At 35.3% G+C, this 25,549-nt stretch carries 8 protein-coding genes and 1 riboswitch; of the genes, 4 read left to right on the top strand and 4 right to left on the bottom strand.

Annotation, left to right across the window (positions count from 1 at the left end; all coding sequences use genetic code 11):
* Positions 1-15 precede the first annotated feature (15 nt).
* From BM246_RS19130 to BM246_RS19115, 4 genes are all read right to left on the bottom strand, one after another.
* Entirely contained in the window at positions 16-13,845 is a 13,830-nt protein-coding gene (locus BM246_RS19130; RefSeq protein WP_074940521.1) for a T9SS type B sorting domain-containing protein, read from the bottom strand.
* Between the two features lie 64 nt (positions 13,846-13,909).
* A complete protein-coding gene (locus BM246_RS19125; protein ID WP_083415860.1) occupies positions 13,910-16,630 on the bottom strand; it encodes a PorP/SprF family type IX secretion system membrane protein in 2,721 nt (906 codons plus the stop codon).
* Positions 16,630-18,072: a T9SS C-terminal target domain-containing protein gene (locus BM246_RS19120; protein WP_042504953.1), complete on the bottom strand. Its 1,443-nt coding sequence runs from the start codon at positions 18,070-18,072 to the stop codon at positions 16,630-16,632. Before BM246_RS19120 ends, BM246_RS19125 begins: the two co-directional genes overlap by 1 nt.
* 132 nt (positions 18,073-18,204) lie before the next feature.
* Positions 18,205-19,518: a hypothetical protein gene (locus tag BM246_RS19115; protein ID WP_042504951.1), complete on the bottom strand. Its 1,314-nt coding sequence runs from the start codon at positions 19,516-19,518 to the stop codon at positions 18,205-18,207.
* A 401-nt stretch (positions 19,519-19,919) separates the two neighbouring features.
* Between BM246_RS19115 and BM246_RS19110 the strand changes: the two genes are divergently transcribed.
* The 4 genes from BM246_RS19110 (at position 19,920) to thiC (ending at position 25,411) form a co-directional block, all read left to right on the top strand.
* Positions 19,920-22,088, top strand: coding sequence for an endonuclease MutS2 (locus BM246_RS19110; protein ID WP_074940502.1), 2,169 nt, complete (start codon positions 19,920-19,922; stop codon positions 22,086-22,088).
* Positions 22,089-22,260: 172 nt separating this feature from the next.
* The gene (locus BM246_RS19105) at positions 22,261-22,998 is read left to right on the top strand and encodes a hypothetical protein (RefSeq protein ID WP_139221937.1); all 738 of its coding nucleotides are present in this window, start codon (positions 22,261-22,263) and stop codon (positions 22,996-22,998) included.
* A gap of 80 nt (positions 22,999-23,078) precedes the next feature.
* A riboswitch (TPP riboswitch) is annotated at positions 23,079-23,181 on the top strand.
* Between the two features lie 87 nt (positions 23,182-23,268).
* Positions 23,269-23,472 (top strand): sulfur carrier protein ThiS, encoded by a 204-nt coding sequence (thiS, locus tag BM246_RS19100; RefSeq protein ID WP_042504945.1) that lies wholly within the window; start codon positions 23,269-23,271, stop codon positions 23,470-23,472.
* 79 nt (positions 23,473-23,551) lie between these two features.
* Positions 23,552-25,411, top strand: a complete 1,860-nt coding sequence (gene thiC, locus BM246_RS19095; RefSeq protein WP_074940496.1) for a phosphomethylpyrimidine synthase ThiC — start codon at positions 23,552-23,554, stop codon at positions 25,409-25,411.
* Positions 25,412-25,549: the final 138 nt, after the last annotated feature.

The following is a 25,549-nucleotide window of genomic DNA, read 5'->3' as shown; positions in this document are numbered from 1 at the left end:
ATAGACTTGTCTTCATTACCTATACAGTGTAAAATGTCCAACAAACTCACGGTTATTTCTACTATGATTAAGTTTTACTACATACCAGTAATCTCCAGAAGGTAGTTCTTTACCATGATATTCTCCGTTCCATTTTTGTCCAGCTTTTAACTTAGCTACCACACGACCATAGCGATCGAAGATATCGAAAGTTAAATCGTTGTAAATTGATGTACAACCTGGTCCCCACTCATCTAAAACACCATCACCATTTGGCGTAAAGTAATTAGTAATACAAACATCAACAAATTCAAAATACAATGTTGCTGTTGCAATACAACCATTTCTATCGGTTACCGTTACCGTGTAATCTCCAGATTCGTAATAAATAAATGAAGTAGCACTACCGAAAGATTCACCGTTTAAAGTAAACTCGTAAGGTGCTTCTCCTCCTGTTGCTGTTGCAACAATTTCATTTAAACCACCAGCTTCTATACCTAATAATAAAGGTTGAATAGCATTAATATCGAAAAGTGCTGTACGCTTGATACAACCATTAGTATGTCTTACATCTATATAATGTCCAAGACCTGCAGGCACATTAGTAAATATGTTACTAGCTTGATATGCACCTCCATCTAATGAGTAGTCTAAATCGGTTAAATCGGTTATGCTTTCGTCTACAGAAACAGTTACTGTATTAGTAGATGCATTGTTTGAACAACCATACTCAACCTCAGCTTCTGGGTTAATTAATACCGCTTCTGGGAATGAAATATTCCATTCAGTTTCACAACCTAAATTATCACGAACATAAACAATATGATCGCCACCACTTAAGTTAGTAAAATCGAATTGTGTTTGAGTTGCTCCTCCTAATGTATAACCAGCAGTAAGATCGTCTAGAACAACGCTATATGGCATTTCGCCACCAACAAGGTCTACACTAAATTCTCCATCCATATCACCATCACAAACTTCAGGGAAAGTAGAATTTGGTACAAGACTTAACACAAGAGGTGTAGCATCTTCAACTTCGAAATCTATAATTACAAAACAACCTAATTCATCTTGAACAATAGCTTGGTAAATTCCTGGAGCTAAATCATCGAAAGTAGGATCGTCAAAGAATTGATCTAATCTAGGTGAAATAGCATATTTAATAATCCCTGTTCCTCCTGTTGCAGTAATATCTAAAACACCATCATCTGAAGCCGGACATGTTACATCTGACACAACATAACTTACAGTTAAAGGATTTGTAGGTCCTGTAATCGCAACTGGAATACTTGTTTCTAAACAATCTCCACTTTCAACCTCAACTAAATAATTCCCTTCAGTAAGTCCTGTGAAAACACCTGGACTATTTTGAGTTGGCGCTGGAGTAATATCGGTTCCAGAACCATCTTGTAAAGTATAGATATAGTTTCCTAAACCACCTGATGCTGTAGCAATAATAACTCCTGTAGTATCACCAGTACAATTAATAGCTGCATTAGTTGTATCTAAATCTACTTCTAAAGGAGGTAATGCATCTACAGTAATCTCGTTTGATACATTTGCTGTACAGCCGTTTGCATCTCTAACAAAATAAGCATAAACTCCTGGAGCAGCATCGAAAGTAACACTAGATACAAACGTACCTAATACTGTTGCAAAATTACTAGTTTCACTATATTCATAAGCCCCAGTTCCTCCTGATGCACTTAAAGTTAACTCGGCACTATCGATACACGTTGGTGATGTAGATTTTGCTAATACTGCTTCTACTTCTGTAGGTGCTGTAATTATAATATCTGCTGAAGTTTCACTACAACTATAACCATCGGTTACTGTTACATTATAAGTTCCTGCGCCTAATCCTGAGAACGATGTTCCCGTTTGTGGGCCAGATGACGTTACTGTTGGTGAAACCATATTAAGTGTATATGTGTAGTTACTACCTTGTCCGCCTACTGTACTAGTAACCGTTATAGTTGAATTACTATCTCCAAAACAGTTTAGCAAAATAATATCTGCACTCGCTGTTAAATTAATTGGCGTTGGGTTTACTAACAACACATCAATAGAATCTTCACAACCAGAGCTATCTTTTACAGTAACTGTATAATTTCCGGCAACTAAACCAGTAAAATTACTTTCAGCTCCAAACGGTACTACAACCGTTCCGCCTGTATTTGATAACTGGTATTCATAAGCACCTGGCCAACCACCTGTAGCACTTGCAGAAATAGAACCATCGTTATTACCCGTTACACAAGTAATAGCTGTATGTGTTTCTGATATAGCTAAAGCTGCTGTTGGTGCAGTAATAGTAAAGTTTTTATTTACTGTACAAAAAGGTGCATTTGTTAAAGTAGCCGTAATGCTATATGTTCCGGATAAAAGTCCTGAAATATTAACTGGCCCAGCGTTTGTTGCTGTTCCGGTTGTAACCGAATTACCTAAATAATCGAATACCTCATAATTAAATGCTCCTGCATTATCTACCGGAGTAGGTGTTCTATCAATAAATGTAACATCTACACTACCATCATTAGCACTAAAACAAGTAACATCAACTACATTATCTACAGTAAGATCGAATGTATCGGGGTTACTAACATAGTGTACATCTTGTACCATACAACCCGTATCCAAATTAACAACTGTAGCTAAATAATTACCAATTGATAAACCTGTAAAGGTTCCTGTTGTATTCACTTGGCTATAAACTCCGCCGTTTACACTACCAACAACATCTTCTAAAGTGAATTGTAAGTTTGTTGGCGTACCACCTGATGTTGTTACAGAAATTGTAACATCTTCATCATTTGTACATGTAATAGCATTATCAATAGTAATCGTTAAATCATCTAAAGAAATAAATGGATTAACCGAAGCCGACGTAGAACCTAAACATCCTTTATCATCATATACATTTATTGTGAATGTTCCTCCTAAAGTATTCGTTACTGTGTAAACATTACTAGAATTAGATTGAACAACAACACCATCGGCATCTCTAATAAATTCATAAGTAATAAAATTACCAGAACCACCAGACACACCTGCTACCGTTATTGTAGCATAGTTTGATGTATTTGTATTTGCTATACAAGCAAACTCTTCAACTGTTGGTGTTGGAACCACAATAGCAGTTGGCGTACCTACTGATACAATTTCTGTTTCGGTACAACCTCTTCCTGAAGTTACCTCAATTGTATAACTTCCTGTTGGTAAACCTGTAAATACATTTGAGCTTTGCGCAGTTACCGTTGTTGGTCCCGCAATAATAGCGTAAGTATATAAAGGATTATCATTAGATGCATCTAAATCTACAGTAATAACACCATCGCTATCACCAAGACACGTAACACCTATTGCTGTTGCTGTAAAGCTAACCGGAGTTGCTTGATCTAAATTAACATCAACTGTATTTGTACAGTTGGTTACTGTATCTGTAATAGTTACAGTATAGTTGGTTAAGGCAGCAAGACCTGAAAATGTGTTTCCTGCTTGTGTTATTCCTGCTGAAGGATTAATACTGAATGCATAAGAACCAGAACCACCAGTACCTGATACTGTAATCTCTCCATCGTTTACATTACAACTTGGTAACGCTTCGATAGTAGATGTAACATCTACAACATCGTAAACAGTTATTGGCGTTGCATTTGTAAATGTACAACCGTTACCATCTTTAATAGTTACAAAATACGTTCCTGGATTGTTAACAGAGAATGTTGTACCTGCTTGAAAGCCTTCCCCTATAGAATACTCAAACGGCACAACACCTGTTGGATTGGTTACTGTAAACGAGTAAACATCCCCTGTTAAATTACATTGATTTGATGCTAAAGTTGGAACATCTACCGTTGGTAAAGCATCGGTAGTAATCACAACATCTATAAAATCTGTACAACCGTTGCTATCCATAACCCAAACATCCCAATTTGTGTTTGTTGCTGGGTCTAAAGTAGCGCTTGCACTATTTGTATAATCTCCTGTACTTGGTACCACACCGTCTTCAACAAAAGCATACTGATATGGAGCTGTACCATTACTTGCCGTTACACTTACTTGTGCACCAACATTACAATTTGCATTAATATTAGTTGCTTCTACAAGCGTTAATAAAGCAGGCTCACTAACATTAATAGTTGCTGTACTTGTACAGTTTGTAGCCTCATCGGTAACTATTATAGTTTGGTTACCAACAGACAATCCTGTTAAATTTATAGTAGAACTTGTTTGTCCTGTTACTGCTGTACCTCCATTTATAGTATAACTATAAGTGCTTGCAAAGTTAGCTACTGTAAAATCTACAGCGCCATCGTTTCCAGATGTACAACTAACATCGTCTACTAATAATCCTGATACTGTAATATTAGTAACTGGGTTTATAGTATAAGATTCTGTGTAATAACACCCACTAGCATCGGTAACTGTAAATACATAATCACCAACTGCTAATCCAGAGAAAACACCTGTTCCGTTTGATGCAACACTTGCTGCAGGAGATATAATTTCAAACGTAAATGGAGCAATACCATTTGTTACTGTTAAAGTTACCTCGCTTGTTGTAACATCACAAGTAATAGCTGTTGCAGCAAAATCTAAATCGGTTGGAGCATCTGTTGGAGGCACCACCACATCTATTGAAGTTGCACTAATACAACCATTGGCATCTTTTACAAAAGCTGAAACTGTTCCAGAATTGTAAGTATTAAATGTATTTGTAGATGTATAATTTGCACCACCATCAAAACTGTAAGTATAAGGTGATGTACCACCGCTACCTGTAACAGTTACAATAGCTTGCTGTGTTGCGTTTCCTGCCCCACATGTTAACTCTTGTGTTAAAACTCCAGAACCTGTAACAATTGTAGGTTCTGTAATAGTCACTGAAACTGGAAGGGACTCACAATTTTTGCTATCTCTAACAACAATATCGTAAGATCCTTGGCTTAAATTACTAAATACATTTGAAGCCTGAAAAGCACCACCATCGATACTATATTCAAAAGGTGCTACGCCTCCTGTTGCTGTAACAGTAATACTTCCGTCTGCACCTAGATTACAAGTTACGTTCGTTTCAACTGTAGTTAATGTTGGAATTATTGCATCTTCAACAACAATTACTCCAGATTCTGCGATACAATTTTGTGTATCTGTAACTCTAAATTGATATGTTCCACTTGTAGCTGCCGTGTAAGGCGAACCTGCTATAGCCGCATAACCAGTACTGTTATAATCAACTTCATAGGTATAAGTTCCTGTTCCTCCAGAAGGTGTTAAATCGATAGTAGCACCAGGTGTTACTGTACAATCTATTTCTTTTGAAAGATTAGCATCTAATAAAATTGGTGCGTTTACAACGTAAGTTTGTGTTGCAATACAACCATTTCCATCTTGGACACTTAAAGTATAAGTTCGCGCTGCCGTAATAGTAAAATTAGGACTAGATTGATATGCGCCACCAATGCTGTAAGTTAAAGGTGTAATAGCTGTACCAGTACCTTCAACTAAAGTTATATTAATTGGTGTTCCATCAAAACATTGCGGAGCCACTGTATTTAATGTTGGTTCCGGATCTTTAATAATAGTTTCTTGTTCAAACCTAACACAACCGTAAGCATCTCGCGTATACACATCGTAAACTCCTGCTGCTAATTTAAACGTATTAGAGGTTCCCCAAGCTGTATCATCTACACTACCTCCTGTTAAAACAGTCTGATATTCGTAAGGTGATGTTCCGTCTTTAGCTATAGCTGAAATAATACCCAACTCATTACAAGTTTCATTTTTTGTAGATGAAGCTGTTATGCTTAATTCAATAGCCGATTCTGTAATGTTAAATGAATTTGTAACCACACTACAACCTACGTTAACTCCAACAGTTTCTTCTATAACTATAATATAATTACCAAAATCTAATAGACCTAAATCTGTAACTGTTAAAGTACCATTGGCTGGTACAGTTCCTGTTCCAGATACACCTGTTGTTGTAACAGATTGAGAATTATAAATTTCATAATTAACAATGGTATCAATACCATAAATACTGTTAATATCAAAAGAGACGGTACCATCTGCACTACCTGTACAGGTAATGTTGTTAGGAACAATTGAAGTTGTTGTTAATGATGAGCTTGTTGGCACTGCTGTATCCGATGTTTCATAATAATAACATCCTGTTAATTCATCAAAAACAATAAATGTATAAGTTGCTCCTGGAATTAAACCTGTAAAAGTTGTTTTTTCACTACCAACAGCGTCTTCATCTTGCCATGGTCCACTTGTTGGTGACGTATACACCATCCCTGGCCCTTCGTAAATGGCAAAATGGTAAGGTCCGTTACCCGTTAAAAGTGATCCTATCGATACCTCAGCAGTTCCGCCTGTCAAACAATCCGCAGTCGTGTTTATATCAATGTCTAAATTATCTGGTGGAGATGCTACCAATATATTTTGTTCAATTACAGAACAACCATTCGCATCGGTAATTATAATTTCATATAAACCAAAATCTACAACTTCAAAAACCTGACTTGTACCTGGTTGATTAGCTATTTCTACATCGTATCCATTTACACCTGTAACATGGTAAGAATAATTAGCTGTACCACCACTAACTGAATTTATAATAATTTGACCTAAAGAAACACCACCTGCTGCACAAGTAATTGGATCTACATCAAAATCTAAAATAATTGGATCTGGCTGTGCTATATTAATAGCTTCAGTATCCGTACAACCTTTAGCATCGGTTACTGTAATTGTATAATCTCCTGCTGCTAAACCTGAAGTTTGCGTTCCATAATCTGTACCTGTAGTTGTATTAGTTACATTTATTTCAAATGGCGCTAAACCAACCGACGGATCTATAGAAATATCTATTGCCGCAGTTTCTTCCGAAGAACATGCAATATCTTGAGTTTGGGTTACACTTAAAATTACTGGGTCTGTAGCTGGTGTAACTGTAACACTATTTGTTACAATATCACAACTGTTGGCATCTGTTATTCTAAATTGATATGTGCCTGCTGTAGTTGTTGTATAAGGTGAACCTGAAATGGTAGAGTAACTAGCACCTCCATCATCACTTACCTCGTAAGTATAAGTTGTATTTCCTCCTGATACTGAAATATCAATAGATGCTTCAACAGGTAAAGAACATGTAAGATCTTCTGTTAATAATACACTTGCACTAAGTGGTGCATAAACATCTGTTGTTGTTGCACTTGTTGCTATACATCCATTACCATCTTTAATTGTGATAGTATAATTTCCTGGAGTATTTACTGTAAATGTAGGACTGGTTTGAAAAGAAGCACCGCCATTAATACTATAAGATAATGGAGCGATTCCTGTACCTGAAACTGTAAACGTAAATCCTGAAGCTGCAGTACATTGGTTAGATACCGCTGGCGCCGTAACTGTTGGACCTGTTTCTGCTATAATGGTAACTGTTGTAAATTCAGTACAACCATTAGCATCTTTAACATACACGTCCCAAATTAAATTGGCTGCCGTACTTGTATTTACAGTAACAACGTTACCACTATTATAATCTGCTGCCGCAGGTATTGCTCCTGTTAAAACTGCCGCATAAGTATAACTTGGTGTTCCGTCATTTGCTGTAACCGTTATTTGTGAATTATAATTATTACAATGTACATTAGTTGCAACTGCAGATAAAGATAAAGGTGTTGCTGGCTCCGTAATGTTAATGGTTTCGGTAGCTGTACAACCCGTAGTTTCATCTGTTACAACAATAGTTTGATTTCCAGCAGGTAAGCCTGTTAGTGTTATTGTTGCATTTGTTTGCGCTGTAAAAGCTGTACCTCCATTAATAGTGTAAGCATAAGTTGAGGCAAATTCCGCTACTGAAAACTGAACACTTCCAGTAGTATCGCCACTACAAAGTACATCGCTTAATTTTAAACCTGTAACGGTAATGTTTGTAACAGGATCGATAGTATAAGATTCTGTATAATAACAACCGTTAACATCTGTTACTCTAAACACATAAGTTCCTGCAGTTAGATTATTAAAAACATTAGATGTTTGTTGTGCTACAATAATTGGTGAAGGAGAAATAGTTTCATATTGTAAAACTCCTACTCCATTGGTAGCCGTTATAGTTGCTGTAGCTTCTGTTGCTAAACACGTAATATCGGTTACTGAAACAGATAAATCTGTTGGAGGGTTTAAAGGTTCAATAGAAATATTTTGAGCTGCTGTTAAACAACCATTAGCATCCTTAACAACATAAGAAAATGTTTGTGTTGTTCCGTTATCATTAATCGTTAATGAATTATTAGATGTAAACGTTGTACCACCATTAAAACTATACTGATAAGGAGATGTTCCCGTTGTTGGAACAGCAATAGTAATTGTGGCATCTTCTTTTGTATTAGTTGCACTACAACTAAACTCCGTTGCATTTGCTGTCGCTGCTAAAGTGGTTGGTTCTGTAATAGTAACACTTACCGTATTTGTACAATCTTTACTATCTTTTACATAAAAACTATAAGTACCAGCCGCTAAACCTGTAAAGGTGTTTGTTGCTGAAAACGTTACATTATCATCACTATAAGTATAACCACCAGATCCTCCTGAGCCTGTTAACTGTACTGATCCATCAGAATTACTGTTGCAAGTAACATTAACTTGAGTAGCTGAAACTGTTGGAGTTGATATCGCATTTACATTAATAACATTAGATGCTACAACACAACCTTCAGAATCGGTTACTTCAAATTGATAAGCACCGGCTATTGCTGTATCTAAGCTAAATGTGTTTCCTGTTAAAGATACCGTTCCTGTACCTTGTAATAAAGCAACTGTATATGGAGCATAACCTTGAGAAATAGTTCCTGAAATTGAAGCTTCTGGAGAAGTTGTACAATCTAATTCTTTTGTTAACTCTACTGCTACAGCTACTTGAGGCGCTATAGTTTCAGCAGGTAAAACAACTGTACATCCGTTAGCATCGCGAACTGTAACTGTATAGTTACCTGGTGCTAAATTGTTAAACGTATTGCTATCTTGATAAACTCCACTTGTAATACTGTATTCATAAGGAGTTTGTCCGCCTGCAGCATCTACAACTAAAGATCCGCCGCTTGTTGGATTATAGCAGAAATTAGAACTCGTACTTATTGTTGCTGTTGGAGCAGTTACACCAGATAGAGTAAGTGTAGTAGTAGCTGTACAATTGTTAGCATCGGTAGCTCTTATTGTATAATCTCCTGCTGAAATATTTGTTAAAATACCATTACTTGGGAAATTAGATACTAAATTTAAAGTTGCTGTTTCTAACAACTCGTAACTATAATCCGCTGTTCCGCCTGAAGCCGATGCTGTTACTGTAGAACCAGTAATACATGTAATTGGTGTTCCTGAAGCGGTAACTTCAAAAAGCCCTGGCTCAGAAATAGTTTGAGAAAAAGGGAAACTACATGTTTCAAAGCGTATCAGCACATCATAAGTGTCTGCACCTAAACCTGTAATTGTATAAGGAGAAGTCATTTGGGTTGTCCAAGTCGCTCCGTTATCTGTAGAATATTCAAATCCTGTAGTGCTATCAAAATTTTGAGCAGCAATACTAATACTACCATCTGTTGCTCCGTTACAACTTACATTTTCAGATCCTGTTATACTTGCAGAAAAAGCTCTACCTGAATCTACAACAAAAGGAAATTCTACTTCTGTTACACAACTTCTTGGTAATTGATATACGGTAATATCATCAACAGCAACATCATTACCTCCATTTTGTTGCACATTAGATCTTAATATAAATCGTAAACTAGTGTTAGCTCCTGGATCTAATGTAATTGGTGTTTTTGGATACTCTTCCCATTGATTACTTTTTGGTATTTCTCCCGTACTGTAAGAAGAAATTTCATTACCAGATGCATCAATTAAAGCAACTGCTAAATCAGGATTAGCTCCTGATGTCCCTGATCTCAATAGATTTATAGCATAAAACTCAACATTAATAGGTTGATTTGGAATTATATTATCTATGAATTTTTCATAAAGTATTTCAGTTGCAGGTATGCTAGAACCAATATTTACAGCCAAATATCTACCATCTGCAGTTGCCGGTGTCGTCGCTGGTGTATGATCTCCAGGTTGAAGCCAAGTGCCATATGGTCTTACAATTTCAGCTGTAACAGAGTAATCACCATCTTGAATATTAATTTGACCTTTACATTCCGACCCTACTACCTGTCTTTCAAAACAATAATAAGTCGGGTTTATCCCAGGTGAAGAGGTATCTTCACCATATCCAAAGTTTTCATATAATAAATTACTATACGTAGTTACACTTCTTAATTGATAATCTACAGTAATAGTATGAGAACCATTTGGCACATCTAAAAACACAGTTGGATCTGCTGTATTTGTATTTGCTACACCATCTAATAAGTAGTTATAAGTAAACATATCTAACTCTGAGTTGGTAACTGTTACAGTTGCATTGGCTGTACCGTCACAGTTAAATTCAGGTTCAGAAATATCTATGGTTGGATCTACTGGCTCAGGATCTAAAGTGATTTCTGGCATTGCATAAATACAATCATTTGCATCCCTAATATATAATGTATAAGTTCCTGGAGTTACAAAAGCTTCGTTTGAAGTTATCCAACTTCCTTGATTATCAAAACTGTACTCATAAGGAGGTGTTCCGCCTTGTGGATTTGTAATACGTACTTTACCTTCTCCTGAAGGTCCACAACCAGCTAATTCAGACACTCCAGATGATGCTGTTAAAGCATTATCTGGTTGGCTTATTGTAATACTTTCTGGGGTTGAAAAACATTCCGACCCATCGAGAGAGTATTTTAGAATAGCTTCATAATCTCCTGCACTAAGATTTGAAAAAACAGGATTAGTAACGTAAGTAACTCCATTATCAATACTATATTCTAGAGTATATCCATTTGCGTTAGTGACATTAAACTCAATTTCTCCAGTATTATTATTGTAACATAAAATATCGTCATGACTTGTATTGAAAACTGGAGCAGGATTATCTTCTACCGTTATAGACGTCGTGGCAACACAGTTATTAGAATCTACTACTCTAATATCAAAAACACCTGCTGCTGTAAAATCTATAGTTGGAACGGTTTGAAAATCTGTTGCGCCATTTATAAAATAAAAATATGGTGCTGTACCTCCATCTGGATAAATTGTAATTTCACCATCAGAACATGTTAAAGGACTTGTTAACGCAGAAGTTGCTGTTAATAATTCTGGATTAATAATTTCTATAATTTCAGAATGAACACAACCATCTTCCGTAGAAATATTAACAGTATAAAAACCAGGGTTAAGGTTTTCAAACTCATGACTACTATCATTTATTGGCCCAACTCCGTTAATAATGGTAACTCCACTATAAATTGAAAAATTATATTGAGCTCTTACATCGTTAGCAGCAAGAATTACATTTCCTTTTTCACCGTAACAAAGTGGTTGCTCTATAATTACTGAAGTTGTAAAATCACGCTCTCTAATTTGTACATCTGGTACTGTAAAAATACATGGGTTTGGAGACACACCTACTTGTCTAATATAAACCGTATAAATATCTGCTGTTGTTACAGAAAACACATTACTATCTTGATAGTTTGTACCATCAATACTGTATTCGTATCCACTAGGTACACCACCTACTACTATTTCTCCTGCAGTGTTACAATATATATCGCGTGATGATACGTTAGGTTCTAATATATTTTCATAAACATTAAAATAATACTGACTGAAACAACCTCCAGCGTAATTTAAAGTTAATCGGTATTGCCCCGCAGTATCGGCATCAAAATTTGGTCCTGTTTGAACTTGATTCCATGTACAAGAATCACTTTCGTTAGCACAATCTTGATTTGTTACAGCATCACAACTAGCTTCGTTTAATTTTTCCCATATCATGGACGATGTATCGGAAATACCTGTTTGAATTGAAGTTGAATCGTTTGCACCACATAAAAAGATATTTGGTAATTCCTTTCCATCATTCGGACAAACAACAACCTCATCTGCAAATGGAATTACAGGGTTAGTAACCGTTGTTCCAAAATTAACAACTCTAAAAACCTGAGTAATAGATTGACAAGGCGCTACAGCCTCATTATAAACATAGTACGTTCCTGTTTCCGAAACCGTAATAGATTGTGTATTTCCTATAACCGGTGTTAATGATTCACTAGTAGACCATGTATAGTTGTTATAACCATCAGCGGCCACTAACTCAGTAGTGGCTCCACATAAAATAACTTCTTCTTCAAAAACACAATCGTTAATATCTGCAAGAAAATTAGTTGCTGCTGGATTTAATAAACAGCCTGTATTTTCAGAAAAACTAGGATCATCAGAAATTGTAAAAATCGGATTTAACGTTCCTTTATAAGTCGCAAAAGCCTGATTATCAATTAAATTAGAACAAGCATTACTTAATAAACTACAAGTTGCAACTACAGTTACTGCAAATCTAATTTCTTGAACCGGATCGTTTTCTTCTACAGCAGATGGATCTACTCTAAAAAGCAACTCTCTTGTAGCTTCGTTATAACTTTCTACCGAAACCCCTGGCGGTAATAAAGCAAGATCACTAGGGTAATCAAAAACCACATTGGTTGGTAATATATCTCTAATAAAAAGCTCGGTTGCATCATCATTACCAGTATTTTGGAAACCGATAACATAATTTAATTGATCACCAAGTTCTACTATTTGTCCACCAATATTAGCACCGGTATTATCTTCAACAATTTTAGTAAGTACAATTTTTGGTTCAATAATTTCTACAGCCATTGCGAAAAAGTATGGAAAATATGTGTCTCCACCAGTTTCTAGACGTACAACAGCTGAAGTTGCATCATTGGCAATAACAGAATTGGAAGGATTAGGAACAGACAAAATACCTGTATCAAAACCTAAAGTATTAGTACTATTTGGATTCCTGTTATTTACAGGTAAAGCACTTAATTGAGTAACAGAACTATTAAAAAAATTATTTGAAGGACGATCTACTGTGGATAAACTTGATCCATTAAGTCTTAAACGGTCACCTGTAATACGTTTATCCCCTTCTAATGTAGCAAATGCAAAATTAGCTCTTACAGGCGCAGGAGCAGGAACGGTTCTAAACCCACTTATTGAAATATCAGCAAAAGGGTTTTGGGCGGCACTAATGGCACTAAACCCATCGAAACTTGTTATTGATTTACCAGGTAATGTAGGATCTTCATATACGATAAAAAGAGACCAACCTGCTGACTGACCTGTTCCGTTTCCAACATTTTGAGATCTACCTACAGCAGATGATACATTGGCAACCGTATAAGTTCCCAAATCAGATACAGAGCCAAAAGCTGTAACAATACTAGTAACATCGGCATGGCATGCATAAGAATAACTATTACCTCCATCAACAGAACTTGTACCCGCATCAAAAATTACAGTACCTGTAATATCATTATACCCCCCTGTTGGACCTTTAAATTTAACATCTGTTATTGGTTCACTTCCCGGATTAACAGCCGCCCAATACAAATCTGCTCTAACTATACGATAACAATCTGGATTAGGAATAGCCAAATCTGCACTAGACGAACTAAACGTTGATGGATCACTATCAATATCAATATATTGCATATTGACCCTATTATTATATTCAAAATTGTTATTAAATGCATTATTACTCGGACCAAGAATATTATTACCAATTAAAACAATATCACCTTTAACATCTTGATCAAATCGAGATGAAAACGGCACATAGTTTTGGGCAAAGGTTTGCAAACTCAATAAAAATAGCAATATTGCTAAACCTTTGTTTTGATAAGTAGTTTTTTTCATAGGGGGTTATAGTTATTTATCTTCTTATTAGATAACTAATGAAGCTGTATAGTATACTTCTTCATTAGTTTTCAATTCTCACCATTGACATTTTACTGTTATATGGAGCGTTATTTTTATTCTTTAATGCTCTTGATGCCGTTTCGATATAATCGAATTTTTGAGAATAAATAAAATATTTACTGCTTGTAACATCATAAAAGAAATCAATATTAGATTGTCCTGCTGCAACTGCTTTAGTTAAAAAGGCATCTCTTTGAGCTTCATCTGCATGTACTGCAATTACCATATAATATCCACTTTCCGCTTTAGCAACATTTTTCACAATTTGAATATTACTTTGAACATCTCCAAAATCGAAATCGCTTTCGGTTAATGGTTCTGCACTTACAGCTGTAGATTCCTTAATATAATTTAAAGCAGCTCTATCCTTATTATATCGATCATCTTCGTTATCATAATTCGCTTTTTTAATACGGCGTTTTCTCTCAATATCTGTAGCAATTTTAATATCCTCTAATGTCGACACCAAACGCTCTTGAGCACGTTTTGCTTCTTGTTGTTCTTTATATAAAAGCTCAATAGCATCTAAATAAATAACATTAACTGGATCTTGCTTACTTTTTACTTTTTTACGTCTTTCGTTATATAATTTTTCAATTTCCTTAATTTTTTCGTCTCTGTTGGTTATAACATTTTCAACATCGGCCTTCAAGGCTTCTAAAGCAGCGTTTTCTGCAGTTACACTTTTAAATGGTTTAGGCGCACTAACAATACCTTGATCTCTTAAATCATTTTCTTGTTTTAATTCATCTAAATCCTTTTGTTTACTAGCCATTTTTTCATTTAATCGGCTTAGTAAATCTTCTTGAATAATTTTAGACTCATCGGTTAATTTTGTTAAATCAATCATTGATTGCGTAGCTACATCCATTGGGGCATTCCCTATAGCTTCAACGATTTCTTCTGCTCTCGATGAATTTTCTATTTGATTTTTAGCTACTGCGTCTGCTTTTGCTAACTCTTCTGCTTTAGCTTTCGCATCGGCCGCTTGTTGTGCTTTTGCTAACTCGTCTGCTCTAGCTTTTGCATCGGCCGCTTGTTGTGCTTTTGCTAACTCGTCTGCTTTAGCTTTCGCATCGGCAGCTTGTTGTGCTTTTGCTAACTCGTCTGCTCTAGCTTTCGCATCGGCTGCTTGTTGTGCTTTTGCTAATTCTTCTGCTCTAGCTTTCGCATCGGCAGCTTGTTGCGCTCTAGCCAATTCTTCTGCTCTAGCTTTCGCATCGGCTGCTTGTTGTGCTTTTGCTAACTCTTCTGCTTTTGCTTTTGCATCGGCTGCTTGTTGTGCTTTTGCTAACTCTTCTGCTTTTGCTTTTGCATCGGCTGCTTGTTGTGCTTTTGCTAATTCTTCTGCTTTTGCTTTTGCATCGGCTGCTTGTTGCGCTCTAGCCAATTCTTCTGCTTTTGCTTTTGCATCGGCTGCTTGTTGCGCTCTAGCCAATTCTTCTGCTTCTGCTTTTGCTTTTGCATCGGCTTCTTGCTGTGCTTTAGCCAATTCTTCTGCATTTGCATCAACTTCAACTTCTTCAGTAACTTCTTCAACTTCTGCCTGCTTCTCTTCTATATCGGCTACTTCCTCCGTTTCGCTTGGCGCTTCAGCTAACTGCTTTGCTTCCTCTTTAGCTTTGGCCTCTGCCTCAAATTGAGCTTTTCTTTCAGTCTTTACTTTTTCACTAGCAACTCTATTAGCTCTAAATCTTTCTTTATCACTTTCCGAAGTTGCTGCACTTGCTTTTCTTTTATTAACAGACTTTCTTTTTTTATTAGATGAAGAAAAAATTGAACCATCTTCCTCGTCATCACTATAATTATATCTATATTTTTTATTGAATTTATAGGCCAAAGTAATTTCATGAGAATTTCCAAATTCAGATAATTCGCCCATAGATTGCTCGTAATTATATTCTACTGCTATTTGCTTACTAATATTTAAACCTATACCAGCCGAAGCCCCATAAAGCGTGTTATAACCAGCTTGTCCCCATATACCTTTTGGAACAGTAAGCATCATAACTCCTGAAATTACAGTTTGATCTTTTTTAAATTCCGATCTTATTAAACCTGAAAATTTACTACTATCGAAAAAACCACTGCCTTGCAAAAAGCCTGTATACATAATATGACCTTGTATACTTTGTTCTGGATTTTCTTCGATGAGCTCGGAAGTGTTTAAGTTATATGATACCAAATTGTTTACAGAAACACCAAAATCGAAAAACATGGTGCCGTAGTTTATTCCTGGATTTATGGTAACTACAGAGCTTTTTTCGGTATTATTTAATGCTGAATCTGGGAAATTTGAAACTATTTTACCTTGGTCTATGCCACTTTGATAAAATGCAACGTTGGTACCAAAAGTTAAATTACTATCCCTATCGAAAACGGCGTTGTATGCAAAGTTTAAAATACCACCAAAATTAGTATACACACCATTACTTTGTTGAAATAAACCAATACCAACTCCGGTATTTTCGCTAAATCGTCCAGAATAACTTACTAAATAATTTTCTGGTGCATTTTCGAACTGAGCCCATTGTTTTTTATTAGTAATACTTATGTATTTGTTTTGTTCTCTTACAAAACTGAAGGTTGGGTTTAATGCATATTTGTTAAACTTCAAAGAGTTTCTAACAGGCAGCGTAAACGCAACAACACCATTCTCTTGAGAATGGAGCTGAGTAATTAAACTAAAAAACAGGACGATATGTAGTATGCTCTTTTTCACTATTTTATGATCGTTATTGATCCCTTTTGCTTTTCACCAGTAGACGTTGTAATGATGTAATAATAAACAGGACTGATATTTGTAAAGTCTAATTGATCTACTGGCCAATTATTTTGATAATCATCACTCTTAAAAACAACTTTACCTTGCGTACTAAATATTACTACTTCGGCATTTGTGCCACTCACATAATCTTGTGGTATAACCCAAGTGTCATTCTCTCCATCATTATTAGGACTAACAATATTTGGAATTAATGCTACATCTGGAAATAAATCGATGGCCTTATCTACTTCAAACAAAAAAGTTTTAGTTGAAACACAACCCGAAGTTTGAGTTACCTCAACTTTATAATTACCAGATTGTGTAGCTTCATAAATATCAGTATTTGCGCTAGCTATAAGCGTTTCATTTAAGTACCACTTAAATTCAGGATCCACAGCTGTTGTACTTGCCGTAACAACTAAAGTTTCTTCCACTTCAAGACTATTAAATTCTGGTACATCTATACTTGCTGTAAAATCTGTATTTACTATTTCTATTGATGCACTACTAGAACAACTTCCAAGATCTACACTCACAGAATACATTCCTTCCGTATTAGTAGTATACATTTGGCTAGTTGCCCCTTCGATTTCTGTACCGTTTAAATACCATTGGTATGCATTACCATTTATAGCACTTAAAGTGGTAGGACCTTCGGTAGCACAATATGGAATATCTAAGCTTGAATTTATAGCAAATGTTGAATTGTTAGAGACTATTTCGCTAACAGTTACTCTATTTGAAAATGAATTTGAAGTACAGGTACCATAATTAGTTTCTACAAAATAAATGCCTGGAGTATCAACAGCTAAAGTGCTTCCCGAAGCAACAAAAACAGATGTTGTTGGGCTAGTTTCTAGATACCAATTAAAACTAAGTGATGGGTATTGTAAAGGAGAATCGTTCAGTAGACCACCGGGATTATCTATAGTTAATAAATAACTTCCGCCGGTACAATAAGAACCTGTATCAATTAAATTATTTATAGAAAAAGGTGTGTCTTGAATTTTATAATAAGCAGGAAATCCATTGGATGCCGAACTTGAAGCTACAGGAGCTGTACTCCTGATTTTAATTTTAAAATTTTCGCCTGTCGTTGTTGTTGGAATAGAAAACTCTAGTGTTGCTGGAGTTTTGATTACACTACCTGCATCTGAAATATAAATATCTGTGGAATTAGTAAAATCACCATTCTCATCAGAAAGTTCTATAATAAATTGATTCGTCGCTTCTAAATTTGCTTCTGGAGAAAAAGAAAACGTAGCATAATACGTATTGAACGAAGGCCCTGCACAAGCTTGAGAAAAACCAAGATTTGGCTTACTTATAACAATTTGAGCACTTACCATACTAGTAAAGCTCAAAACAAAAAAAGCAAAAACACTTAATCTTTTCATTATATATTACTTGTTAATATTTTTATATAATTTCATATCACACTTAACTTCAGTTAGTTAAGAAAACAGTTTTAGCCCGACATAAAGACACCTTATAAATACAAAGCTTATTTTTATTGAGCTATAAACCAATTAGTCAGTACCAACATCGTGAGATGCTATAATTTTATTAATCTGTAAACGGTAATCTGGTCTACGCTCGTTTCTTATGTCAATAAATGTTTCTGCATTATGACTTTTAGAATAAACATTATAAAAAGCTGAGTTTCCATACCAGTTTTCTAAATCTTCGTTATTAGAATTGTGTTCAACAAAAATGTTTCCGTTACAATTGTTGAAATACATGTTTGTGAATTTAATTTTATCTAAATTTTCTTGATTAATATTGATCTTATCTTGTAAAATAACAGCTGGATTAAAACCAGAAATAACACCTTTCTCCATATTTAAAGAAGCGCTCTCTCCTATATATACAGCCTCATTAACTAATCCTTGTTGAATATCGCCTTCTAAATTTTCACTATCATTAAGCATAGTAATGTTTTGAGCAGTTACCGATGTTCCTGGTTTAGAAAAATCTACCTCAGAAATCTCATCGAAACCTAAAACTTGAAAACACCTAGAACCCTCACTACTAGAAATATATGGAGATCTTACAGCTAAAGAATTAGTAAGTTTGCATTGTGCGCCGTAATTAAATTTAAAATCATTACTACTTGTTCTGAATGATACTATTTTATCTAAAGTAACATTACCACCCCATACTTCAATAGCATCTCCACCAGAATAACTTAACATAATATTATCAAATACCGTTTGGCTACCTACTCCTGCTAATAAAAGTCCGTTTAAATATCCAGCACCTTTAACACGTTTACCAGCATATTCAATACGAACATATCTTAAAACACCAGAACAACTTTCTGCATCATTGCCTCCAAAGTTTGTATAAGCATAATCGCTTTGGTTTAAATCCGAATAAAAAGTTGCTACAGAACCATTACCGAACTTATTGCTTGGCGCATCACCAAGTATAGTAATACCTCCCCAATCCCCAGCGCGTTTCACACTTCTATTAGAAGTAAAAACTATTGGATCTGTTTCTAAACCATCTGCCATAAGAACAGCTCCTTTAGTAATGGTAAGTGACGCCTTAGAAGCATAATCACCAATAATAACAGTACCGGGTTCAATAGTTAATGTTGCATTGTTGGTTACAAAAACACTACCTACAAGAAGATAAGTATCTCTCTTACTTAAAGTCGTGTTTTCATTAATGTTACCTGTTAATATTTTGTTTGGCTCTCTATAGTCGGTTTGGTTTGGTTTAAACTCAGTCCAATTATCTAACCAATTATTAACACCTATGATACCTTTTTCTTGTTGCGCAAAAGCGCTTCCCATCAAAAACAAAAAGAAAAGTAATTCTAAAGTAAATTTTTTCATAATAATTAAATTTTAAGCGTGAAACAGCAAACAATGCTTCTAAACTTTAAACAAAAATACAACAATTAAACCATGAAAAGATACATTTTATCGATGAAATGCATTTTTATGTCGTTTGACAGCTCTTTTTTATCGATGAAATGCACCTTTACTCGCTAAAAGCCCTGATAATCAACAAAAACGCAAAAAGCAAAAAAGGGTCATATTATAAGTATTTTCATCTATTTTTTATAAAAAACGAATCTACTTAGGCTAATTTACAAAATTTAACAAGAATATACTTACTCAAAAAGCACTTTAACCTATTAATTTTATATACCTATATAGTAACTCACAATTATCAATTAGAATATGTAAATTAGCACTCATTTTACGACTTAAAACATCCCATTAAACTTCGAATGATACACATTCACGAAAAAACATTACAAGATTTAGAATTTCAAACGGTTTTACAACAAGTAAGCGAGCTTTGTGTTACGCCATTAGGCAATCAAAAAGCATTAGATATTACTCCTTTTAAAACAAAAGAAGATCTTCAAAGCGCTTTACTGCTTACAAACGAATACTTATCTTCTTTTCATAATGATAACCGTATACCAAATCATGGTTTCGATACTATTGTAAACGAACTAAAGCTTTTACGTATAGAAAACACCTATTTAGAGGTACATGGTTTAAAGAAAATTGTATCCATGTCTATTTCTGTAAATGCTATAGTAGTATTTTTAAAGAAGTTTCATGAATACTATCCAAACCTAAATGCATTTGCATCTCATATAGAAGTTACCAAAGTCCTTATTGAAAAAGTAGATGCTATTGTAGATCGCTTTGGAGATATAAAGGATAATGCATCAAATACCTTATTCGATTTAAGACAATCCATAAACAGAATAAAAGGAAAAATTAATGCCAGTTTTAGTTCTGCATTGAATACCTATCATGGATTAGAGTATCTAGATGATATTCGCGAATCGGTAGTAGATAATAAACGTGTACTTGCCGTAAAAGCGATGTATCGCCGTAAGGTTAAAGGTGCCATAATGGGTGGCAGTAAAACCGGAAGCATTGTATATATAGAACCAGAAACTACATTACAATATTCTAGAGAGCTTAATAATTTAGAATATGAAGAGCACGAAGAGGTTATTCGTATTTTAAAAGATGTCACTAATTTTATTCGTCCTTTTTTAACACTTTTAGAAGATTACCAATCTTTTCTAATCGATATCGATGTTATTTCCGCGAAAGCGAAATACGCAAATTCCATGAATGCGATACTTCCGGAATTCACCGAAGATGGCAGCATGAATTTACGAGACGCCTACCACCCACTACTCTATTTAAATAATTTAGCAAAGGAAGAAAAAACATTTCCGCAAAGTATAAAACTAAAAAAAGACAGTCGCATTATTGTTATTTCTGGCCCCAATGCCGGCGGAAAAAGTATTACGTTAAAAACAGTAGGTTTACTGCAAGTTATGCTGCAAAGTGGCATGCTTATTCCGGTGCACGAAAGAAGTACCGTAACTTTATTCGATAGAATTTTAAGTGATATTGGCGATAATCAATCTATAGAAAACCATTTAAGCACCTATAGTTACCGTTTAAAACAAATGAATTATTTCTTGAAGAAGTGTAACAAAAACACGCTTTTTTTAATAGATGAATTCGGAACAGGAAGTGACCCAGAACTTGGTGGCGCTTTAGCGGAAACATTTTTAGAAGAATTTTACCATCGTGAAGCCTTCGGGATTATTACTACACATTATTCTAACCTGAAAATTCTAGCAAACGAAATGCCACACATGTTAAATGCCAATATGTTGTTTGACGAGCGTACACTCGAACCTCTTTTTAAACTCGTTATCGGTCAGGCCGGAAGTAGTTTTACTTTTGAGGTCGCTCAAAAAAACGGTATACCTTATAGTTTAATAAACCGTGCCAAAAAGAAAATTGAACGTAGTAAAGTCCGTTTTGATGCTACCATTGCAAAACTTCAAAAAGAACGTTCTAAACTCGAAAAAACCGGGCAATCTCTAAAAGAAAACGAAAAGAAAAAAGGAGAAGAAGCCGATAAACTAGAAGAAATAAACACCAAAATACAAAAGAAACTAGAAAGCTATCAAGAACTTTACGATAGCAACCAACGCCTTATTTACTTAGGACAAAAAGTAAACGATATTGCCGAAAAATTCTTTAATAACAAGCAGAAAAAAGAAATGATGGGCGAATTGTTTAAAGTAGTTCAAATAGAAAACTCTAAACGCAAACGTGTTACTGTAAAAGAGAAAAAGAAAGTTAAGGCGAAAGAAATTCAAGTTAAAAAAGAAGTAGAAAAGAAAGTTGAAGTTATTCGCGAGAAGAAAAAAGAGGAAAAGAAAAAAGCTATTGAAGCACCTAAACCAAAAGCTATAATTAGGCTTGGCGATCGCGTACGCATGGAAGATGGTCGTGCTGTTGGAACTGTAGATAAAATAGAGAAAAACAAAGCGGTTGTAAATTATGGCATCTTTACTACTAACGTCAGTATCGATCAGTTGGAATTGGTGGAGCATATGAAGAAGTAGTTAAAAGTAAATTTTGATAAAGTTTTCATAACATTTTGTTACAGTCACATGATTACTAGAAAATTTCTAAAATATTCATCAAAAACATATGCAAGTTATGATTTGTGAGTTACATGGAGAGCCATCTGAATTAAAGGAAAGTCATATAATTCCAAAGTTCGTTTTCAAATGGATGAAAAAGACAGGAACGACTAGATTAAGACAATTAAAAAACATTAATGTTCCTATTCAAGACGGTATAAAAAAACATATGCTTTGTCAAAACTGTGAGAATTTATTTTCAATACATGAAAAATGGTTTTGTGAGAAGATTTTTCTCCCTTTCTTAAAAGACAATAGCCTTAATATTCAAAATACAGAAAACTTAAAATACTTCATTATATCCATTCTTTGGAGAGTCGTTAAATATTTCAAAGATGATGGAAATAAATATAACTTTAAATCTGATTTAGATAGAGCTGAAAATATTTGGAAAAATTATCTTTTACATGACAACATTGTTTCAGAATACGAAAATATTCATTTAATTCTGGTTGATAATTCTAATTTTCCAAATAAAGAAACAGATTTATATTTTTCTAGGGCTGTTGATATTGATATTGCGGAAAACGAAAACATGTGTTTTGTTTATGCCAAATTTTCAAAGTTTATTCTTATCGGAGAAATTAAAGGCTTTGAAAATAAATCATTTGAGAAAACAAATATTTCATTAGAAAAAAAGTTTTCATCTTCCAACCAGATAATTAACGATACCACAGTTTTTGATTTTTTTAAAAACAGAATTAATCAAACAAAAAGCTACAGTGATTTATCCGAAAGCCAAAAGAAAAAAAATAATGAATACCACAAAAACAGATATCAAAACTATACAGACGGAGAATACCTCAAAATATTGAATAAACATAAATAAACTGGCTATTATGAAGTTTTATTAAAAACAATCTCATTTTTTGTAGTCTAATCTTTCATACTTTTATATATATTTGCGATAGTAAACTTTAGGAGTAATTAATTATTAAGTTAATTAGTTTGAGAAATATCCTTAGAACCTGATTTGGTTAACACCAACGGAGGGAAAAGTTAACAGTGTCACCACTGCCCTTTTTTCAAATTCCAAAATCTTTTATTGTTTACAAGATTGTTTGGCTAAAATTATTTTAGTCTCCAAAACCGTTTTTGTATGATAAACATAAAAGTAAACAACCAAAATCACAAATTTAAAGTAAATAGCACGCTAGACCAGGTTCTAGAAATGCTAGATATTTCTCCTCAAGGCATTGCGCTAGCCGTAAACCAAGATATTATCACAAAACTACTTTGGTCAACACATACCCTAACAGAGGGCGACAGTGTTTTAATTATTACAGCCACACAAGGCGGTTAACCCCTACTCCAAAAACAAATAATCAAACAAAAATTCAACCATAATATACTAACAGTTACAGCGAAAAAAACCACAAGCCATGAAGCAAAAAGATACCGCTCCAAAACAAGACGGAATTACTAGAAATCCTTTTCCTAATTCTAAAAAAATATATGTAGAAGGCAAAATTCATCCACAAATTAAAGTGGCCATGCGCGAAATTTCTTTGAGCGACACCACCGATTCGATGACCAAAAAGAAAACGCCAAACGAGCCTGTAACTGTTTACGATACCTCGGGGCCATATACCGATCCAAACAAAAAAATAGACATCCACGCCGGTATCGAACGTATTCGTGAAAGCTGGATTAAAGAGCGTGGCGATGTGGAGCAGCTCGATACCTTTTCTTCAGAATATTGCAACCAACGTTTAAACGATAAAAGTTTAGACCACATGCGCTTTTCGCTTCAAAAAAAGCCAATGCGCGCCAAAAGCGGACAAAACGTAACCCAATTACATTACGCTAAAAAAGGTATTATTACTCCAGAAATGGAATACATCGCGATTCGTGAAAACCAACGTATCGACCAGATGACGGAGATTAGAAAACAACACAAAGGCGAACACTTCGGCGCTTCTATTCCCGATAAAATCACACCAGAATTTGTACGCTCAGAAGTAGCCAAAGGTCGCGCCGTAATCCCTTCAAACATTAACCATCCCGAAGCCGAACCTATGATTTTAGGACGTAATTTCTTGGTGAAAATCAATGCCAATATTGGTAATTCTGCCGTAACATCTTCCATTGAAGAAGAAGTAGAAAAAGCTGTTTGGGCATGCCGTTGGGGAGCAGATAATATTATGGACCTTTCTACGGGTGAGAACATTCACGAAACTCGAGAATGGATTATCCGTAACTCACCAGTTCCAGTAGGTACCGTGCCAATTTACCAAGCTTTAGAAAAAGTAAATGGCGTTGCCGAAAATTTAACTTGGGAAATTTTCCGTGACACCCTAATCGAACAAGCCGAACAAGGTGTAGATTATTTCACCATTCACGCTGGCGTTTTATTGCGTTACGTACCCATGACGGCAAAACGTGTTACTGGCATTGTATCTCGTGGTGGCTCTATTATGGCAAAATGGTGTTTAGCACATCATAAAGAAAGTTTTTTATACACCCATTTCGAAGATATTTGCGAAATTTTAAAACAGTACGATGTTGCCTTTTCACTTGGTGATGGTCTGCGTCCTGGCTCAGTTGCCGATGCTAACGACGAGGCACAATTTGCCGAATTAGAAACCCTTGGCGAACTTACACAAATAGCCCGTAAGCACGAAGTACAGTGTTTTATAGAAGGTCCTGGTCACGTACCAATGCACATGATTAAGGAAAATATGGAAAAGCAAATTGAACTTTGCGACGAGGCTCCTTTTTACACCTTAGGCCCTTTAACCACAGACATCGCACCAGGTTACGACCACATTACATCGGGCATCGGTGCCGCCATGATTGGTTGGTACGGTTGTGCCATGCTTTGCTACGTAACGCCAAAAGAACACCTTGGTTTACCTAATAAAGAAGACGTTCGTGTGGGTGTGGTTACCTATAAATTAGCCGCCCATGCTGCGGATTTAGCCAAAGGTCATCCAGGTTCTCAACATCGTGATAACGCCCTAAGTATGGCACGTTTCGAGTTCCGTTGGGAAGATCAATTTAACCTTGGTTTAGACCCCGAACGCGCGCGCGAATATCACGATGAAACCCTACCTGCCGAAGGTGCTAAAATTGCGCATTTCTGTTCTATGTGTGGTCCAAAATTCTGCTCCATGAAAATTTCTCAAGAAGTTAGAGATTTTGCCGCCGAAAACGACATTGTAAACAACGAGGTTATTGCAAAAGGTTTCGAAGAAAAATCGAAAGAATTTAAAGAAAAAGGATCCGAAGTGTATCTTTAACAAATAATTTGGAAGTTCCCGTGCTTTTTCGCAAAAGCACGGTCGGGCTTTCCGTTACAATCTTTTGCAAAAAAGCAAAAGGATTTCCACTGCAATCCCTAACTCAGTGTCACGGCATAGCGCTACGGCATTAGAAGT

Source organism: Algibacter lectus (genome assembly GCF_900112395.1).
Lineage (GTDB): Bacteria > Bacteroidota > Bacteroidia > Flavobacteriales > Flavobacteriaceae > Algibacter > Algibacter lectus.
The sequence above is the reverse complement of the archived record's forward strand: the minus strand, read 5'-3'. Positions and strand labels throughout refer to the sequence as shown.